The sequence below is a fragment of the Zhouia amylolytica genome (assembly GCF_900116365.1).
Lineage (GTDB): Bacteria > Bacteroidota > Bacteroidia > Flavobacteriales > Flavobacteriaceae > Zhouia > Zhouia amylolytica.
On record NZ_FPAG01000002.1, the window covers coordinates 130290 to 146910 of the forward strand.

17 protein-coding genes are annotated in these 16621 nt (G+C 37.4%); 6 read left to right on the plus strand and 11 right to left on the minus strand.

Going from position 1 to position 16621, the window contains the following annotated elements; all coding sequences use genetic code 11:
* Positions 1-3 precede the first annotated feature (3 nt).
* The 9 genes from moaA to BM361_RS03200 form a co-directional block, all read right to left on the minus strand.
* A complete protein-coding gene (moaA, locus tag BM361_RS03160) occupies positions 4-1011 on the minus strand; it encodes a GTP 3',8-cyclase MoaA (protein WP_074976854.1) in 1008 nt (335 codons plus the stop codon).
* A gap of 121 nt (positions 1012-1132) precedes the next feature.
* Positions 1133-2044 (minus strand): bifunctional molybdenum cofactor biosynthesis protein MoaC/MoaB, encoded by a 912-nt coding sequence (gene moaCB, locus BM361_RS03165; protein WP_038264895.1) that lies wholly within the window; start codon positions 2042-2044, stop codon positions 1133-1135.
* 2 nt (positions 2045-2046) lie between these two features.
* Positions 2047-2490, minus strand: a complete 444-nt coding sequence (locus BM361_RS03170; protein ID WP_074976856.1) for a molybdenum cofactor biosynthesis protein MoaE — start codon at positions 2488-2490, stop codon at positions 2047-2049.
* Positions 2477-3565 (minus strand): HesA/MoeB/ThiF family protein, encoded by a 1089-nt coding sequence (gene moeB / locus BM361_RS03175; RefSeq protein WP_074976858.1) that lies wholly within the window; start codon positions 3563-3565, stop codon positions 2477-2479. The genes BM361_RS03170 and moeB overlap by 14 nt, the downstream gene beginning before the upstream one ends.
* Positions 3566-3575: 10 nt before the next feature.
* Complete coding sequence (locus BM361_RS03180; protein WP_074976861.1) at positions 3576-3806, minus strand: MoaD/ThiS family protein; 231 nt, start codon at positions 3804-3806, stop codon at positions 3576-3578.
* Positions 3799-4374 carry a molybdenum cofactor guanylyltransferase gene (gene mobA, locus BM361_RS03185; RefSeq protein WP_074976862.1) on the minus strand — a complete coding sequence of 192 codons (576 nt, stop codon included), beginning with the start codon at positions 4372-4374 and terminating at the stop codon, positions 3799-3801. Before mobA ends, BM361_RS03180 begins: the two co-directional genes overlap by 8 nt.
* Positions 4375-5118, minus strand: coding sequence for a sulfite exporter TauE/SafE family protein (locus BM361_RS03190; protein WP_074976864.1), 744 nt, complete (start codon positions 5116-5118; stop codon positions 4375-4377).
* Positions 5115-5453 carry a winged helix-turn-helix domain-containing protein gene (locus tag BM361_RS03195; protein ID WP_038264878.1) on the minus strand — a complete coding sequence of 113 codons (339 nt, stop codon included), beginning with the start codon at positions 5451-5453 and terminating at the stop codon, positions 5115-5117. The genes BM361_RS03190 and BM361_RS03195 overlap by 4 nt, the downstream gene beginning before the upstream one ends.
* A gap of 2 nt (positions 5454-5455) precedes the next feature.
* Positions 5456-6631, minus strand: a complete 1176-nt coding sequence (locus BM361_RS03200) for a molybdopterin molybdotransferase MoeA (protein WP_074976866.1) — start codon at positions 6629-6631, stop codon at positions 5456-5458.
* Positions 6632-6791: 160 nt separating this feature from the next.
* Between BM361_RS03200 and BM361_RS03205 the strand changes: the two genes are divergently transcribed.
* Genes BM361_RS03205 through dsrP form a run of 6 tightly spaced genes read left to right on the plus strand, consistent with a single transcriptional unit; the run spans position 6792 to position 13044 of the window.
* The gene (locus BM361_RS03205; protein ID WP_074976867.1) at positions 6792-7028 is read left to right on the plus strand and encodes a hypothetical protein; all 237 of its coding nucleotides are present in this window, start codon (positions 6792-6794) and stop codon (positions 7026-7028) included.
* A gap of 53 nt (positions 7029-7081) precedes the next feature.
* Positions 7082-9364, plus strand: coding sequence for a molybdopterin-dependent oxidoreductase (locus BM361_RS03210; protein ID WP_235444265.1), 2283 nt, complete (start codon positions 7082-7084; stop codon positions 9362-9364).
* Positions 9365-9368: 4 nt separating this feature from the next.
* Positions 9369-10061 carry a multiheme c-type cytochrome gene (locus tag BM361_RS03215; protein WP_074977371.1) on the plus strand — a complete coding sequence of 231 codons (693 nt, stop codon included), beginning with the start codon at positions 9369-9371 and terminating at the stop codon, positions 10059-10061.
* Entirely contained in the window at positions 10048-10689 is a 642-nt protein-coding gene (locus BM361_RS03220) for a cytochrome c3 family protein (protein WP_074976871.1), read from the plus strand. Before BM361_RS03215 ends, BM361_RS03220 begins: the two co-directional genes overlap by 14 nt.
* Before the next feature lie 23 nt (positions 10690-10712).
* Positions 10713-11795 carry a 4Fe-4S dicluster domain-containing protein gene (locus BM361_RS03225; protein ID WP_074976874.1) on the plus strand — a complete coding sequence of 361 codons (1083 nt, stop codon included), beginning with the start codon at positions 10713-10715 and terminating at the stop codon, positions 11793-11795.
* 25 nt (positions 11796-11820) lie between these two features.
* Positions 11821-13044, plus strand: a complete 1224-nt coding sequence (gene dsrP / locus BM361_RS03230) for a sulfate reduction electron transfer complex DsrMKJOP subunit DsrP (RefSeq protein WP_074976876.1) — start codon at positions 11821-11823, stop codon at positions 13042-13044.
* Positions 13045-13061: 17 nt separating this feature from the next.
* On the opposite strand, the gene BM361_RS03235 is transcribed toward dsrP, so the two are convergent.
* Entirely contained in the window at positions 13062-14402 is a 1341-nt protein-coding gene (locus BM361_RS03235) for a M28 family metallopeptidase (protein ID WP_074976878.1), read from the minus strand.
* Between the two features lie 5 nt (positions 14403-14407).
* Positions 14408-16615, minus strand: coding sequence for a bifunctional alpha,alpha-trehalose-phosphate synthase (UDP-forming)/trehalose-phosphatase (locus tag BM361_RS03240; protein WP_074976879.1), 2208 nt, complete (start codon positions 16613-16615; stop codon positions 14408-14410).
* Positions 16616-16621 lie beyond the last annotated feature (6 nt).

The window sequence follows — 16621 nt, forward strand, 5'->3', positions numbered from 1 at the left end:
GTTTTATCCTCCTATAGTGGTCATGTTTCTATTTTTAGTATGAAGGTCCGGATTTTTCAATTTCTCTAAGGTGTCCATACCTCCTCTCATTTTAAATTTGGCCAGCACATGTTTTTTAATAACGGACTCTATACATTTCCCTTGTCTTAGTGGTGTTAAAAGATCAGTTTCTGATGCAGAAAAGAGACAGTTTTTCATTTTTCCGTTGGCAGTTAATCGTAACCTGTTGCAAGAATCACAAAACGGATTGGTTACTGAGCTTATGATTGCGAAAGACCCTTTATAATCTTTAATTTTATAATTTTTCGAAGTATCATTTGGGGCGTCTTTTAAACGTATCACATCATTTTTTTCAAATACCTGGTAGACATGGTTCATAATTCCCTGATAGGAAACCATTTTGGAAATGTCCCATTTATTACCATCAAAAGGCATAAATTCTATAAAACGCACACTCAAGGGATGATCTTTGCTTAGCTTTATGAAATCGACTATTTCGTCTTCATTAAAATTTTTCATTAAAACGGTATTCATCTTAACTTCAAAGCCTTCTTCAATTAATCTTAAAATATTTCCATAGACCTTTTCGAAAAAATTGCGTCGGGTAATTGAATTGAATTTTTCTTTATTTAATGAATCAAGGCTGACATTTACTTTTTGAATTCCACATTCCTTGAGGATATTGATATGTCTTTCTATATTGACTGCATTCGTGGTGATTGCTAATTCTACGGGAAGTGAAGCCAATTTTTTAAGAATAATATCAGCATCTTTTCTTACTAAAGGTTCCCCTCCTGTAATCCTTATTTTAGTTACCCCATGTTTTACAAACACCTTGGCTATTGAATAGATTTCTTCGAAAGACATAATATGTGACTTTGGCGACAAAGTAACCCCTTCAGCTGGCATGCAATAGGTACAACGGAGATTGCAGCGCTCAGTAAGTGAAATACGTAAATACGTATGTGTTCTGTTAAATGTGTCCGTTAAGATTTTGTCAACCTCAGTCATAATTTATAAATTCTTTAGTAGTAAATAATCAGTTACTTTTATCAAATATGGTTTAGATTATTACATTTCCTATGGTATTTGTTTTCATTCATAGCCAGCTGTATGTTTTAATTAATCAGGATTAATCATGTCTAGCGCCTTTAAAAATTCTGAACAGGTGTAATACAAAAGGAAAAATAGCGTCCATTGATTCTTTGGCACCATTAGTTGAGCCCGGCAGGGCCATTACCAAACTATTTTTATAAGTACCAGCTACACTTCTGGATAACATAGCATATGGCATTCTATTTTGTCCGTAGCTCCTGATGGCTTCTTCTATACCAGGAATACGACGATCTAACAGGGGTTCCAGAGCTTCAGGTGTCACGTCACGTAGAGATAAACCTGTACCGCCTGTAAATATAATTAGATCAGCTCCGGCACTTTGATATTGTTTTGTTTTTTCCTGAATGATTTCACTCTCGTCAGGAATAACAATGTAATCTAAAATGGAGACGTTATGAGTTTTAAGTTTTGCAATGATAGCTTTACCTGCTTTATCCTCTTTATGACCTTCAGAAATGGTATCTGAACATACAACAACTGTTGCTTTGATATCTTTTCTAAAACGATCGGTGTAATCAGATTTTCCTCCTTTTTTATTTAGAAGTTTAACCTTTTGGATTTCTATTCCTTTGTCTATTGGTTTTAGCATGTCGTACATGTTTAGTGCTACTATACTAGCGCCATGCATAGCCTCAACTTCAACACCCGTTTTGTAAATCGTTTTTACCGTGCACAAAATGCTAATCTCTAAATCATTTATGGTATAATCTATACCAGTGTATTCAATTGGCATTGGGTGACAATCAGGAAGTAGTTCAGGTGTTTTTTTTACCCCCAGTAAGCCTGCTGCTTTACTCATAGAGAACACATCTCCTTTCGGCACCGTACCATTCTTAATAGCCTCTATAGTTTCGTGTCGGCTCACCTTTACAATGGCTTGAGCTGTAGCTACCCTTAACGTATTTATTTTGTTTGTAATATCTACCATATTTAACTATTTACTTTCCACTGATGGGTTTCATCTTCAAAAATTTCCTTACCAAATATGGGTGCTTTGGCTTTAATTTCTTCTACCAAGAACTCGATGGCTTTAAATACCACTTTTCTTCTGGGAGCTGATACAAAAACGAAAAGACATATTTCACCGGTTTTTACTATGCCTAAACTGTGGTAGATATGCATACAGGTTAAATCGAATTTTTCAAAGGCTGCTTCACGTATTTCATGAAACTTATCGTTAGCCATTTCTTCATAGGCGGTATATTCAATGGCGGAAACAATTTTTCCATCTATATTATCCGCACGAACCTGACCCAAAAATATGTTATGAGCCCCAATACTGGTTTTGGATTGGTGTTTGGCTATAGCGTTAGCGATAAACTCAGAACTAATAGCTCCATCAATGAATACTTTTTTAGGTTTATGCGTTTTCATGTTGCATGTTTTTTAATTGTAGGAATAGTTCATTAGCTCCTTCTTTTAGAGAGTAGCAAAGACTTTTATGATGATTTTTTGCAATGGCTAAAGCTTTTTTGCTTCGAATGCCTGACTGACAAAAGAAAATTTTTTGTCTGTTTTCCGATATTTTATGGAGCTGATCTGATAGGCTACTTAGTGGAATCTGTATGATATTTGTTCCTGTTAATTTTGGTTCTTCATGTAGTTCACGAACATCGATGAATTGAACTTCGCTAAAGGAAGTGATTTCCTGAAGAGATACGATCATATCTGTATCACAAGTTATAGATAATTCTTTCTGTTCAAATCTCGGCTTTTCATTTAACACCTTCTCAAACTGTTCCATGGATTTGTTAACATTTAAGATTGTAGTTTGGTTGTCAAGAGCGTTGAAACATAATAGTTTGCCACTTAGTTGTTCGCCTATTCCCAGAATAATTTTAAGGACTTCATTGGCCTGTAAGGTACCAATGATTCCCGGTAATACTCCGAGCACTCCAATTTCAGAGCAATTGGGAACACTGCCGCTTGGTGGTGGGCTAGGGAAGAGGCATCGATAGCTAGGTCCGCCATTATGATTGAAAACGGCAACTTGACCCTCAAATTTAAAAATCGCACCATATACCAATGGTTTTTCGCTAATAATACAGGCGTCATTCACCAGATATCGAGTTTCGAAATTATCACTACCATCAACAATGATATCATATTGGTTAAATAGCGTAACCGCATTTTGATAGGTCAGAGGTTCTGAATATGTATAAATCGTTATCAGGTCGTTGAGGTCTCTCAATCGCTCTTTTGCGGCAATCGCTTTGTTTATGCCAAGAGTCTTTTTCCCGTAAAGGATCTGACGTTGTAAATTTGTTTCATCAACAACATCAAAATCAATTATTCCTAGTGTGCCTACGCCAGCGGCAGCTAGATATTGTAATATAGGGCAGCCTAAGCCACCTGCACCTATGACTAAAACTCTGGCGTTGTTTATTTTATTTTGCCCGGCTTCTCCAATTTCTGAGAGAATAATATGTCTGTTATATCTGTTGTTCATTCATTTTATTTTATCCACCTGCAAAAGGTGGTAGTAAAGCAATTAAATCAGCATTAACTTTGGCAGTAAGATCTACAATGTCATTATTTTGAGCCACCTGAAAGTTAAGTGATTTTAAACCAGGATGCTTCGTCACGATTACTTTCAACAATTCTTCAACTGTGGTTCCTGAAAACGCTAATTGTTCTTCAGAACAATGAGTTATTTCGGTAAGCATGCCAAAATATTTTACCTTAATCATGATTCCTGATTTTAACTAATTCTTCTTTTGTATTCACGTTGGTTAAATTTTTCCAATATTTCTTGTCTAATTCAATGGTTCTAACTTTTAAATCATTTAAAACAAATTGTAATTTTCGCTCTCCCTTTTTTAATTGCTCATACATAATAGGTGCACAAGAATTACGATATAAAGCAACTAATGGCATTTTACGGCTATCAACCTGAAATTGAATTACATCAGAATCATCTTCGCGATCGATTAGCAATTTTAATATACTTGTTGTTATTAGAGGTACATCACAGCTTACCACCAGAGAGAAAGCTGTATTTGACTTCTGTAATCCTGTATAAATAGCACCTACCGGACCAGCATCAGGAAAAAGATCTTCATGCCGGTTTATTTTAAACACATCATGAGAGGTATGATTACTAATTAAAAGAATTGAATTTACAATTGGTGACATCGCTTTTTTAATATGGCTGATAAACGTTTCGTCATTAAGTTTTATCAATCCCTTATCAAAGCCCATTCTGGTACTTCGACCACCTGCAAGAATCACACCTGTTATGTTGTTTTTGTAAATCATCTATATTAAAAATAATTTAATGGATGCTAATGCAAGTACAAAGGCCAAAAGGAATCTTAAGTTGTTGTTGCTTAGTTTTTTGCTTCCGAAGTAACCTCCGAGAAATCCACCTATGATAGCAATACCGACTAATACAAATGACTGAAAGTCTAAAGTTACCCCGGTACTGACCTGACCTATCAGACCTGCCGCAGAATTCACCCATATAAATAGTGCTGAGACAGCTGCTGCCTCCTTCATTTTACCCCAATGTAATATTAAAATAACGGGACTTAATATAATGCCACCTCCAATGCCAATCAGACCGGAAAAGAACCCAATGGCACCACCAACGATGAGTCCTTGCCATATTTTAACTTCTTTGATTTCATCGCGCTCCTTACCAAACACATTCAGCATTTTGAGGATGGCGAAAATTAGTAATATTCCGAGGATTTTTTTATAGAGAGCCGGATCCAGGTCTATGGTTCCACCAATAAAGGCGAAGGGGATAGAAGCGAATGCGAATGAAAAGAACAGTTTTTTATTAAAATATCCTTCTTTATAGTAATAATAGAATGCAATTCCAGCCACAAAAAGGTTTAATAATAAGGCTGTTGGTTTCATGGTTTCAGGGGCAAAAGAAAACAATGCCATAAGTGCTAAATACCCACTCGCTCCACCGTGTCCAACTGTAGCATATAAAAAGGAAACTACCGGAAGTAACATCAAAAAGGGCCATATCAGAATTAGATTCTCTATCATAGATCTTTAATATTTTTAGTTTGGTTATCTAAAAATTTCCAGCATTTTTTATTAATGTCATCAAAAGCATTCACCAGTGCTGTTCCATATGGTGTTACAGTGGCACCTCCTCCATTTTTCCCTCCAATAGCCGTCTCTACCAAAGGTTGTTTAGCAGCCTTATTCATGGCATCGACCAGATCCCAGGCTTTTTTATAGGACATATCTAATGATCGGGCTCCCTTGGATAAAGATCCGCATTTGTTTATAGCTTTTAGAAGCTCAACCCGACCATGCCCTAAAAGAACCTGATCATCCACTTCTATCCATATTCTGCTTTTAATTTTATAATTCATAATTACACGGGTAAAAGAATAACTTCCACGGTGTCTCCCAAATTAATTTCATTAACTTCTTCAGGGACATAAACCAGGGCATTTGCCACTGCAAAAGTTTGTAACATAGCTGAACTTTGTCCTTCCAGAATTGTAACGGTCTTTTCGTTTAAGATCGATTTTAAAAATTGTGGCCTGTCACCTTTTTTTATAAATTCAGACACGGAAGGAGCAACTGTTTTTTCCAAGTGGTAATTTTTGTTACCAGATTGTAACTCTAGACAAGTCCGGACATAAATGTAAAAGCAACTTAAAGCTGCTGCCGGATTGCCCGGTAATGCAAAAATGTTAGATTGATCCTTTTTTCCAAAGTAAAGCGGCTTTCCTGGTTTTTGTTTTACTTTATAAAATAGTTCTTTGACCTCTAATTCTTTTAAGGTCTTGCCTACAAAATCGTAATCCCCAACCGAAATACCTCCTGTGATGATAATGAGGTCGTAATTATTTATTAAGGATTCCAGCAGTTTTAAAGTCTTTATATAATCATCTTTTACTTTATATATTTCGACATCGTTAAAATGAAGAAGATTCAGGGCGCTATGGAGCATAGCCGTATTGCTTTCATAAATTTTCCCATAACTTAATGGTTGTCCGGGTTCTATCAGCTCATCCCCAGTACTTACTATTGCAATGCCAGGCTTTTTGTGTACTTGAACTTTAGTGATTCCTAATGAGCATAAAAACCCTATGGCAGCTGAAGTTAGAAGCGTTCCTTTTGTTAATGCTGTTGCCCCTTTTTGAATTTGTTCTCCTGCCGGACGAATATTCTCCATTATTGAAACAGAATTCAATAAAATAATATCGTCCTTGTTTTCAGATACTTTTTCTTGCATGATTACTGCATTCGCTGTATCAGGAACTGCTGCACCGGTAAAAATCCTTACGGCTTCACCCGGTTGTAATTGAAAGGATTTTTCATCCCCTGCTTTTATCTCGCCGACCACTTTGTAATTTTTAGAGTCGTGAATGTTCAGGGCATATCCGTCCATGGCCGATTGTGGAAAGGGCGGCATATGAATTGGAGCTATAACATCTTCTGCTAAATAATAAGAAACTGCTTCTTTTACACTTTTCCATACAGAGGGAAGGGCCTCACTGTTTTCGGCAACTCGCTGATATGCTTCGGAAATTGAAATCATTGAATAAATAGTTTTTAAAGGGGGAAGGTTGAACTATGTATCGTTATTTATCTTCAAATATAGCGAATTTAAAAAAAATGGTTTTGTGATAAATATCATCTTTTAACGTCATTAATTTTTTGTAATTTGTATGTGAATCAAACAAAACGACCAACCTAGCATGCCGATTATAAGTTATTTAGCTCATCCTTACAAAGGTAAAAAGGACAATTTAGTCCAAGAAATATCACGTGTTAAAGGATGTGAAGTTATTCCTGCCCAAAATGAAGAGTTACTTATTGTGGTAACCGAAACTTCAAGTAAACAAGAAGAAGAAATATTAAAAGCAAAACTGGATGCTATTCCCAGTATGAAATTATTAACTATGGTTTCTGGCTTTGAAACACCAATTGATTAAAATTCAGGCATATGTATACCTCTTTAACAAATAGAAGAAGCTTTCTCAAAAAAATGGCTGTATTATCTGCGATGACAGCTGCAGCAACAATGTTTCCCGGTATTTTGTTTGCCGAAGAACAAGAGGAAGGGCTTCCTAAGGGAAATTTGGATTGGAAAAAAGCACCATGTCGGTTCTGCGGTGTTGGATGTGGGGTTTTAGTTGGGGTGGAAAATGGGAAGGCGGTAGCTGTTAAAGGTGACCCTAAGTCTCCTGTTAATAAAGGGTTATGTTGTGTGAAGGGATATCATTCCGTGATGGCTTTGTATGGTAAGGATAGGTTAACCAAACCGCTGGTGAAGAAGAATGGACGTTATGTAGAAACATCCATGGATGAGGCTTTGGACCTTATAGCATCTAAAATGAAGGAAACGATTAATGACTATGGTAAGGATGCTGTTTCAATTTATGGTTCCGGACAATGGACTATTCCTGATGGATATGTTGCATCAAAACTTTTTAAGGGATGTATAGGGACCAATAATGTTGAGGCTAACGCCCGTTTATGTATGGCAAGTGCAGTTACCGGGTTTATGACTTCATTCGGGATTGATGAGCCCATGGGATGTTATGACGATATAGATCATGCGGATGTCTTTATCATGTGGGGTAATAACATGGCAGAAATGCACCCCGTTTTGTTTTCCAGGCTTTTAGACCAACGAATGAGGCGAGGTGTTAAAATAATTGATTTTGCAACACGTACCACAAGAACAAGCATGGCAGCTGATAAATCTATTTTATTTTTACCTCAAACGGATTTAGCCGTAGCCAATGCCATTTGTTATGAGATTATTGCCAACGGGTGGGTTCATAAGGAATTTGTTGCCAAACACTGTAATATAAATAAGGGGTTAACTAATATAGGTTACGGACTAGAGGATAATTTTAGTTTTAAGGATCAACCTGAAAAAATTGATTTTGAAGCATACAAGAAATTTCTGGAAGATTATACTCCGGAAAAAGTAGAGAAATATTCGGGTGTTTCCGCAAAAGACATTAAATATCTGGCCTCGTTTTATGGAGATCCAAATAAAAAAGTGATGTCTTTATGGTGCATGGGGATGAATCAACACACAAGAGGTACCTGGATTAATAATCTTGTCTATAATATTCATTTACTGACCGGGAAAATTTCCACTCCAGGAAATAGCCCTTTCTCCCTAACAGGACAACCAAGTGCTTGCGGAACAGTAAGAGAAGTGGGGACTTTAACACATAAGCTTCCACATGGGGTTGTAACTAATAAAGAGCATCGAGAGTTCGCCGCTAAAATATGGGATGTGCCTGTAGAAAATATTCCAGCCAAACCAACATATCATACGGTTGAAATGTTCAGGGCATTAGATAGGGGAGATATTCGATTCATGTGGATACAGGTAACCAACCCTATGGTAACAATGCCAAAGTTGAAGCGCTATAGAGATGGAGCAAAGAAAGAAGGTCGGTTTATTGTTGTTTCAGATGTGTATCCAACCCCAACAACGGACATTGCAGATGTAATACTCCCCTCAGCGATGTGGATTGAACGGGAAGGGATGTATGGTAATTCTGAACGAAGGACCCAATATTTTGAACAAATGGTAGCCCCTCCCGGTGAAGCCATGAGCGACACCTGGCAAATTGTTGAGGTGGCAAAACGGATGGGATATGAAAAACAATTCTACTATAAAAAGGAAAGTCATATTGAGGAGATATATACAGAGTATCGTAAACATCACGCCAATAAAAAGCATAATATGGCTCCTCTGGCTGTATTAAAAGAAAATCCGGGGATGCAGTGGCCTTATGTAGAAGGGAAGCCTACTAAATGGCGTTTTAATGCTACTTATGATCCTGCATGCTCAAATAATGAGGCGTTTCATTTTTATGGTAAACCTGATGGTAAAGCGGTAATCTGGCAACGCCCATATGAACCAGCACCTGAAGAACCTGATCAGGAATATCCATTTTGGTTAAATACCGGACGGGTAGTTGAACACTGGCATACGGGTTCCATGACCAGAAGAATACCTGTACTTCATAAGGCCATGCCTCATGCATATGTTGAGTTAAACCCTGATGATGCCGAGCGAATGCAAATTAAAAATGGCGATAAAGTAAGGCTCACAACCCGGAGAGGTGAAATTATTTTGCCTGCTTCCATTAAACAGCGTGGAATTCCGGCTCCTATGCAGGTTTTTGTTCCGTTTTTTGATGAATCCATGCTCATTAATGATATTACATTAGATTCTTTTTGTCCGATTTCTAAAGAGCCTGATTACAAGAAATGTGCTGTAAGAGTTGAAAAAGCTTAAGGTTATGAGAAAACGAATAGGTATCATATCAATTTTTGTTCTTCTTTTCTCAGCTTTTTTAGTCGTATGGAATCATAGCTATCAGGAAGGGTTGAAGGAAGCCTACATACCTTTAGATGCTAACAGAACAATTCCGATTATCCCGTCAGAGAGCGGAGTTTTTCAGCGTTCTGAATATGCACTTGATTATGCCCAAATGCCGATTGACGAAAATCATCAGCGATCATTAAGTACATACTATAATAACAGAGCCTATCAGGGAGCTCCCCCAAGTATACCACACCCGGTAAAAAACGAGTTTAGCTACGGTGAAAATACTTGTTTGCAATGCCATCAAAATGGAGGTTTTGTTCAAAAGTTTAATGCCTATGCTCCTGTTACACCACATCCCGAAATGGTGAATTGCCGTCAGTGTCATGTTTCTCAGCAAACAACCATTTTATTTAAGGAAACTGATTTTGTTAAACTATTTCCACCATCAGTTGGAGTAAATAATGCTTTGGAAGGAAGTCCACCAATTATACCGCATCAAATTCAAATGAGAGAAAATTGTTTGGCTTGTCATGCTGGTCCTGCTGCTCCAAAGGAAATAAGGGTTACTCATCCTGAACGTGTTAATTGTAGGCAGTGTCATGTGTTAAATAATAATGAGACCGAAGCCATAGGTATCTTTATAAGAAATAATGATGAAGAGTAATTTAAATTATATAATCAGTTTACTAGGTGTACTTTTTTTAGGTATGCAATTTCAGTCTTGTAAGCATAAGGAGGGTGAATACCATAGTATAAATGATAAGATTGAATCAGAGAGTAAAAATTATCATGGTACAACTTTGTCATCAGAAGCGTTTCTAGGTGACATAAAAACCGTTGAAGTTACGGAGGGGGCCCATTCTTTTTTAATTCCAGAGCGAAAATCACACATAAAGTCTTATGCCTGCACAGAATGCCATTCCAAGCCCCTGAACCAAATGCAGGGAGCAGATTCCGAGGAATATCAAAAAGCTCATTGGGATGTAAAAATGATTCATGCAAGGGAGCTAACGATGAACTGTATTACTTGTCATGATGGAAATAATATGAATGAACTTAAAAGTCTAACGGGGGCCAGAATTGATTTTAATAAAAGTTATCAATTGTGTAGTCAGTGTCATAGTAATCAATTTCAGGATTGGAAAGGAGGAGCGCATGGTAAACGTATTGGAGGCTGGGCACCACCAAGAGTTTCGATGACATGTGTTAATTGTCATAATCCACATCAACCGGCAATTCAACCTAAATGGCCAGCAAGGTTCAATACCCAAAAGGTCTTAGAAAGGAAGTAGTTGAATAAGAAAAACATTAAGGTATGAGTGATAAAAAATGGTTTTCATTAAATATCGGAAAGGAACACAAAGCCTCTTCGAAATGTGGTTGCGGCAATGCATCTGGTAGCTGTAACTCTCATGATTCAGGAGGTAATGCCGGTATTGGAGAGGAACGAGTAAAAGATGGTTTTGAGCAGGTTTTTGAAGTGAAGATGGACAGAAGATCCGCCTTCAGGAAGTTAACTGCCAGTTTAATGATTGGAGCGGGAGCAGTAAGTACTTCTTGTAGTATGGTAGCAGGGGATGAGGCCAAGGAAAAAGCACAAATAGATTGGGAGGAGCAATTTAAAGGTAATTACAAATTGATGACTGATGATGAAAAAAAGGCAACCGTTGACAGATTAGTTCGATCTTATCAATTGCGAACCGGAAAAAATATTAAAATGTCATCTAAAGATGCGCAGGAAGGTGTACTATTCGGGTATGCTTTTAATATTTCAAAATGTCAAGGATATATGGATTGTGTTACGGCCTGTGTAAAAGAGAATAATCAAGATCGTAATTCGCAAATGGAATATATACGTATTCATGAGATGAAAGATGGAAAAGGATTGGATTTTGGAGAAGCAGACGACAATTATTATCACGAAGTTCCTGCCGAAGGACATTTTTATTTAGGTACTCAGTGTTTTCATTGTGACAATCCCCCTTGTGTTGATGTATGTCCGGTACAGGCCACATGGCGTGAAGACGATGGCCTCGTGGTAGTAGATTATGACTGGTGTGTGGGGTGTAGATATTGTATGGCAGCTTGTCCTTATGATGGTAGAAGATTTAATTGGAGTACCCCTGAGGTACCGGAAGAAGAAATTAATAAGAATCAACATTATTTAGGGAACAGACTTCGTAAAAAAGGAGTAATGGAGAAATGTACATTTTGTGTACAACGGTCAAGATCGGGTCAAAATCCTGCTTGTGTTGAGGCTTGTCCGACCGGAGCCAGAATTTTTGGCAATCTATTGGACCCTAACAGTACGATTAGGTGGGTATTAGAAAATAAGAAAGTATTTCGATTAAAGGAAGACCTGGGAACAGAGCCCAAGTTTTGGTATTTCATGGACTAGTTATAAATTATAAGTTGAATCTGTAATGAGAAGGCTCAAAGTATTTAAAAGCTTAGTGGTTGACAGTATGCGTGTCATAACGCATGGCTCTAAAAATTATCATATCTGGATGGGGTTTCTATCCTTTATAATGTTGATAGGAATGTATTGTTACTCCATTCAGCTAGATCAGGGGTTAAGTGTAACAGGAATGACAGACAGAGTGAGCTGGGGACTTTATATTTCAAATTTCACCTTTCTGGTTGGAGTTGCAGCTGCAGCGGTGATGTTGGTAATGCCAACCTATGTTTTAAAAGATATAGATTTTAAACAGGCGGTGTTAATTGGAGAAGGACTTGCTGTAGCCGCTTTAATTATGTGCCTTGCCTTCGTAATTGCAGACATGGGCGGTCCGTCTGTACTATGGCATATGATCCCGGGCATCGGGGTATTTAATTTCCCTAGTTCGATGTTGACCTGGGATGTTATTGTCTTAAATGGGTATTTATTCCTAAATATTAGTATACCATTTTATATTTTGTTTCGTCATTACCAGGGGAGGGAGGCAAAGCATAGTGTATATCTACCAGGAGCCTTAATCTCTGTGTTTTGGGCCGTTGGGATTCATCTGGTAACGGCCTTTTTGTATCAAGGACTTCAGGCCCGACCTTTTTGGAACAATGCCTTATTGGGGCCTCGGTTTTTAGCTTCAGCATTTGCTGCCGGTCCGGCTTTAATTATTTTGGTATTAGCTATCATCAGGAATTCAACAGCATTTAAGATCGAAGATAAGACCATAAAAAAGATTGCTATGGTGGTTACGGTAGCGGCTCAGGTAAATCTCATTATGCTTATTTCTGAATTATTCAAGGAATTTTATGCGCCGACACATCATAGTGAAAGTGCTTATTATTTATTTTTCGGATTGCATGGAAAGAGCGCATTGATACCCTGGATTTGGACTGCAATTACATTGAATGTTACCGCGACGGTTATTCTTACCTTCCATAAGTTAAGAAATAATCTTAGGGTACTTTATTTTGCATGTGTTCTTCTTTTTATCGGAATTTGGATTGAAAAAGGTTTTGGATTAATTGTACCCGGATTTATACCCGGGCCTTATGGTAAAATAGCGGAATATACACCTACTCTTATAGAGATAGGTGTAACTATTGGAATTTGGGCATTAGGGGCTTTTTTATTTACAATTCTGGCAAAAACGGCCATTAATATAGAACTTGGGAAATTAAGGTATAAGGGCGATAATTAGCTCTATAAGAGATTCGGTTATCGCAGGATTCCGGAAGGAAAGGTGACGATACTTTCATGTCCGTTTTTACTAACTGTTGCTACCCCAAAAAGGAAGTTGTCTATTACAATGCCTTCAAGTTTAAATTCATTTACGTTTCCCACAAATCTGCTATGGTCCCAAGTTGGTGAGGTGGTATCTCTCCAATAAATTTTATAACCTAAAATGTCTTCATCTTCTGTTGGCGGACTCCATTTTAACTTTACCGAAGGTTCAACAATACCACCGATATGCACATTAAGAGGGGCAGGAGGAGCCCAGGCTAAGCTCGCCAGGTTAATAGCATTTACTGCTGTTAATTTTTCAGCATAGCTAAAATTTACTCCTTCTATAACATCTCCATATTGAATTCCATTTTCAGATCTTATATCCTGATGTTGTCTATTGTAGTTTTCATGGGCTTCCATAATTCTTATACCAGCAAACCCCATATCGTTAAATGGTCTGTGATGTCCACCTCTTCCAAATCGATCGAGTCTATATATGATCATCGGATTCATTTCCGGCATGTAGTGTTTGGTGGTTTTATGTATATATCGTGCAAGTTGTCGCGATATACCGTCTACCTCTCCTCCATAAAATCTTCTCATATTTCGTTCCCGTTCGGTTTCTGTAGGAGGTATGGGTTCCGAAAAAATTCTGAATGTTCTGTTGTCAATTACACCATCAACTCCTTCGATGTTTCCTATCATATCATTATTTAAAACCCCTATAATTTCCCAATTGTTTGATTTGGCATATTCCACGAGACCTTTACCCCCAAAAAGACCTTGTTCTTCTCCGGAAAGACCTACATAGATGATGCTACTGTCAAATTGATACTTTGATAAAACACGTGCTGCTTCAAGAGTCCCTGCCATACCCGATGCATTATCGTTGGCACCGGGAGCATCAGAAGTATAATTATTAGGGTCCGAAACACGGGAATCAATATCACCACTCATAATTACATATCTGTCAGGATATTTAGTGCCTCGTTGTATAGCAACTACATTAACCACCCAGACATTATGAACAATTCGGCTGTTAGTTCCTTGTTTTATAAAGTTTTTTTGGTAAAAAACTTCAAGACAACCTTTACAGTCTGAGGATATTTTGTCAAAAGCTGACTTTATCCATCGTCGTGCAGCCCCAATACCTCTACTATCTGAAACAGTATCACTCAGGGTATGTCTGGTGCCAAAGTTTGCTAATTTGGTGATATCATGTTTTAGGTTTTCCGCAGAAACGGCATCAATGATATCGTAGATTTTGGTATCTGTTTGGGCGTAATGTGTTAAAGAAAAAAGTAAAGTAATTAAAGTAAGTTGCTTTTTCATTCAGGTTAGTCTATTAATTGATTAAGAAGGGTTCGTACTTCATCGGTGTCTTTCAGGTAGTATTTAGCTTTGGTTTTTTTGAAGCCGACTTTAATGGTATTGGCATCCTTCGGCAATTCCTCAAACATATATTCATCGGTCCAGTCATCACCAATAGCCATGATGAAATCGTAGCCATTATCAGTTAAGAATCGATTTGCTGCTCTTCCTTTATTGACATTACTGCTTTTAATTTCAACCACCTTATTACCTTCCAATACAGAAAGCTCATCGTTTGCAATTAAACTGGTTAAAACAGTGTTTAACTCTACAGTTCTTCTTTGGGCCAACTCAGGGTCAGCTTTTCGATAATGCCATGCAAGGGAGTAGTTTTTCTTTTCTATAAAAGTTCCCGGTGTGCGGTCAACAAATGTTTCCAGAATTGGAAGAATTTTGCCCATCCATTCTTTTTTAATACGTTCCAAAGGTTCCCAATCTTTATGAGCATGTTTTAACCAGACGCCATGATCTGTAATTAGATTAAATCCTTTTTCACCGAGCCATTTGCTTAAAGTTTCTCTATCACGACCACTGATTATAACAATGTCTGTATTTTCTTTTGCATTAAGATCGTTGAGTAAGGTTAAAAGTTCATTATCCGGATAGGCTTCCTGAGGGTTGTTTTTAAACCCAACTAAGGTGCCATCGTAATCTAAAAGCAGTAGTCTTCTTTTTGCATCATTAAATCTCGAAATGAGTTTGGTTTTTAAACCATTTCCAAGTTTTTTAGCAACAATGGCTTCTCTAATAGTTTTTGTGGCATCTAAAGATTTGAAAAATTCTTCAGCCCATTTTTCGACACTATAACGAGCCAATCTTTTTTGTAAAATATGATTTCTCGATTTTTGCTCTTCAACAGGCATTTCAATGGCTTTTTTTATTGCGTCAGCAATTTCTTCATAACTCGTGGGGTTAATAAGGAGAGCTTCGCTCATTTCTATCGATGCTCCAGCCATTTCACTTAAGATTAATACTCCATCATTATTAACTCTTGTTGCGATATATTCCTTTGCAACGAGGTTCATTCCATCCCGTAAAGGTGTAATGAGGGCTACATCTGCTGAGGTGTATAAATCTATAAGGTTGTCAAAAGGCATCGAACGGTAAAAATACCAAATGGGGGTCCAGCTAACGGTAGCAAATTTTCCATTTATCCTTCCGACCAATTCATCAGTTTCTCTTTTTAACTTTTGGTAGGTATCTACATTCGAACGCGAAGGAACGGCAAGCATAACCAGTCTTACCTTTTCTCTATATTGCGGGTATTTGTCCAAGAAGTATTCAAAAGCTTTAATACGGTTAGGAATACCTTTGGTATAATCTAATCGATCAATAGATAGAATTATTTTAGCGTCAGGAGAAGATTGCATATGATCTTCTAATCTTCGATGTAATTCGGTTTTTTCTACCTGGGTATGTTGCGCATGTTTTAAGGCGGCATTGTGGAACTTTTGATAATCGATCCCCATGGGAAAAGAATCCACTTTTACAATTCTGTCTGAATATGATATTTCGTTAAAGCGAACTTCGAGTTTTAGTAATCGCTTCACAGAACTCAAAAAATGACGTTCATAATCATAGGTATGGAACCCCAGTAAATCTGCTCCTAACATGCCATGGAGTAATTCTTCACGCCATGGGAATACCCTGAAAATTTCATAGGATGGATATGGGATATGTAAAAAGAAGCCAATTGAGGTATTTGGTTTTTTGTCTTTAATAAGTTTTGGTAACAAGAGAAGTTGATAATCATGGACCCAAACCGTATCTCCATCTTCAACATTAGCTAAAACAACATCTGCAAATTTTTGATTTACTTCTTTATACGACTCCCATTGATTTTTATCAAATTCGGCATACTCCAAAAAGTAATGAAATAAAGGCCATAATGCTTTATTGCTAAATCCGAAATAAAAATCTTCAACATCTTGTTGGTTCAGTGGAACGGACACACATTTTTCTTTGGATACTGCTGTCTGTACGTCTTTAGACAACTCAGGCGTAAGTTCTTCATCGGTAATACCTGACCAACCAATCCAAATACCATTACCATCAGCATGAACACTTTTCATTCCGGTAGCAAGACCACCGACACTGGGTTTGATATCTAGTTTATTATTTTCAAGTTTTACTTGTAGAGGAAGTCGGTTGGAAACGATAATTGTTTTATTCATGTACTA

Excerpts from the sequence above, each read along its gene's own strand:
- moaA (WP_074976854.1), bottom strand. The coding sequence starts at position 1,011 with ATGACTGAGGTTGACAAAATCTTAACGGACACATTTAACAGAACACAT.
- moaCB (WP_038264895.1), bottom strand. The coding sequence starts at position 2,044 with ATGGTAGATATTACAAACAAAATAAATACGTTAAGGGTAGCTACAGCT.
- BM361_RS03170 (WP_074976856.1), bottom strand. The coding sequence starts at position 2,490 with ATGAAAACGCATAAACCTAAAAAAGTATTCATTGATGGAGCTATTAGT.
- moeB (WP_074976858.1), bottom strand. The coding sequence starts at position 3,565 with ATGAACAACAGATATAACAGACATATTATTCTCTCAGAAATTGGAGAA.
- BM361_RS03180 (WP_074976861.1), bottom strand. The coding sequence starts at position 3,806 with ATGATTAAGGTAAAATATTTTGGCATGCTTACCGAAATAACTCATTGT.
- mobA (WP_074976862.1), bottom strand. The coding sequence starts at position 4,374 with ATGATTTACAAAAACAACATAACAGGTGTGATTCTTGCAGGTGGTCGA.
- BM361_RS03190 (WP_074976864.1), bottom strand. The coding sequence starts at position 5,118 with ATGATAGAGAATCTAATTCTGATATGGCCCTTTTTGATGTTACTTCCG.
- BM361_RS03195 (WP_038264878.1), bottom strand. The coding sequence starts at position 5,453 with ATGAATTATAAAATTAAAAGCAGAATATGGATAGAAGTGGATGATCAG.
- BM361_RS03200 (WP_074976866.1), bottom strand. The coding sequence starts at position 6,631 with ATGATTTCAATTTCCGAAGCATATCAGCGAGTTGCCGAAAACAGTGAG.
- BM361_RS03205 (WP_074976867.1), top strand. The coding sequence starts at position 6,792 with ATGCCGATTATAAGTTATTTAGCTCATCCTTACAAAGGTAAAAAGGAC.
- BM361_RS03210 (WP_235444265.1), top strand. The coding sequence starts at position 7,082 with ATGGCTGTATTATCTGCGATGACAGCTGCAGCAACAATGTTTCCCGGT.
- BM361_RS03215 (WP_074977371.1), top strand. The coding sequence starts at position 9,369 with ATGAGAAAACGAATAGGTATCATATCAATTTTTGTTCTTCTTTTCTCA.
- BM361_RS03220 (WP_074976871.1), top strand. The coding sequence starts at position 10,048 with ATGATGAAGAGTAATTTAAATTATATAATCAGTTTACTAGGTGTACTT.
- BM361_RS03225 (WP_074976874.1), top strand. The coding sequence starts at position 10,713 with ATGAGTGATAAAAAATGGTTTTCATTAAATATCGGAAAGGAACACAAA.
- dsrP (WP_074976876.1), top strand. The coding sequence starts at position 11,821 with ATGAGAAGGCTCAAAGTATTTAAAAGCTTAGTGGTTGACAGTATGCGT.
- BM361_RS03235 (WP_074976878.1), bottom strand. The coding sequence starts at position 14,402 with ATGAAAAAGCAACTTACTTTAATTACTTTACTTTTTTCTTTAACACAT.
- BM361_RS03240 (WP_074976879.1), bottom strand. The coding sequence starts at position 16,615 with ATGAATAAAACAATTATCGTTTCCAACCGACTTCCTCTACAAGTAAAA.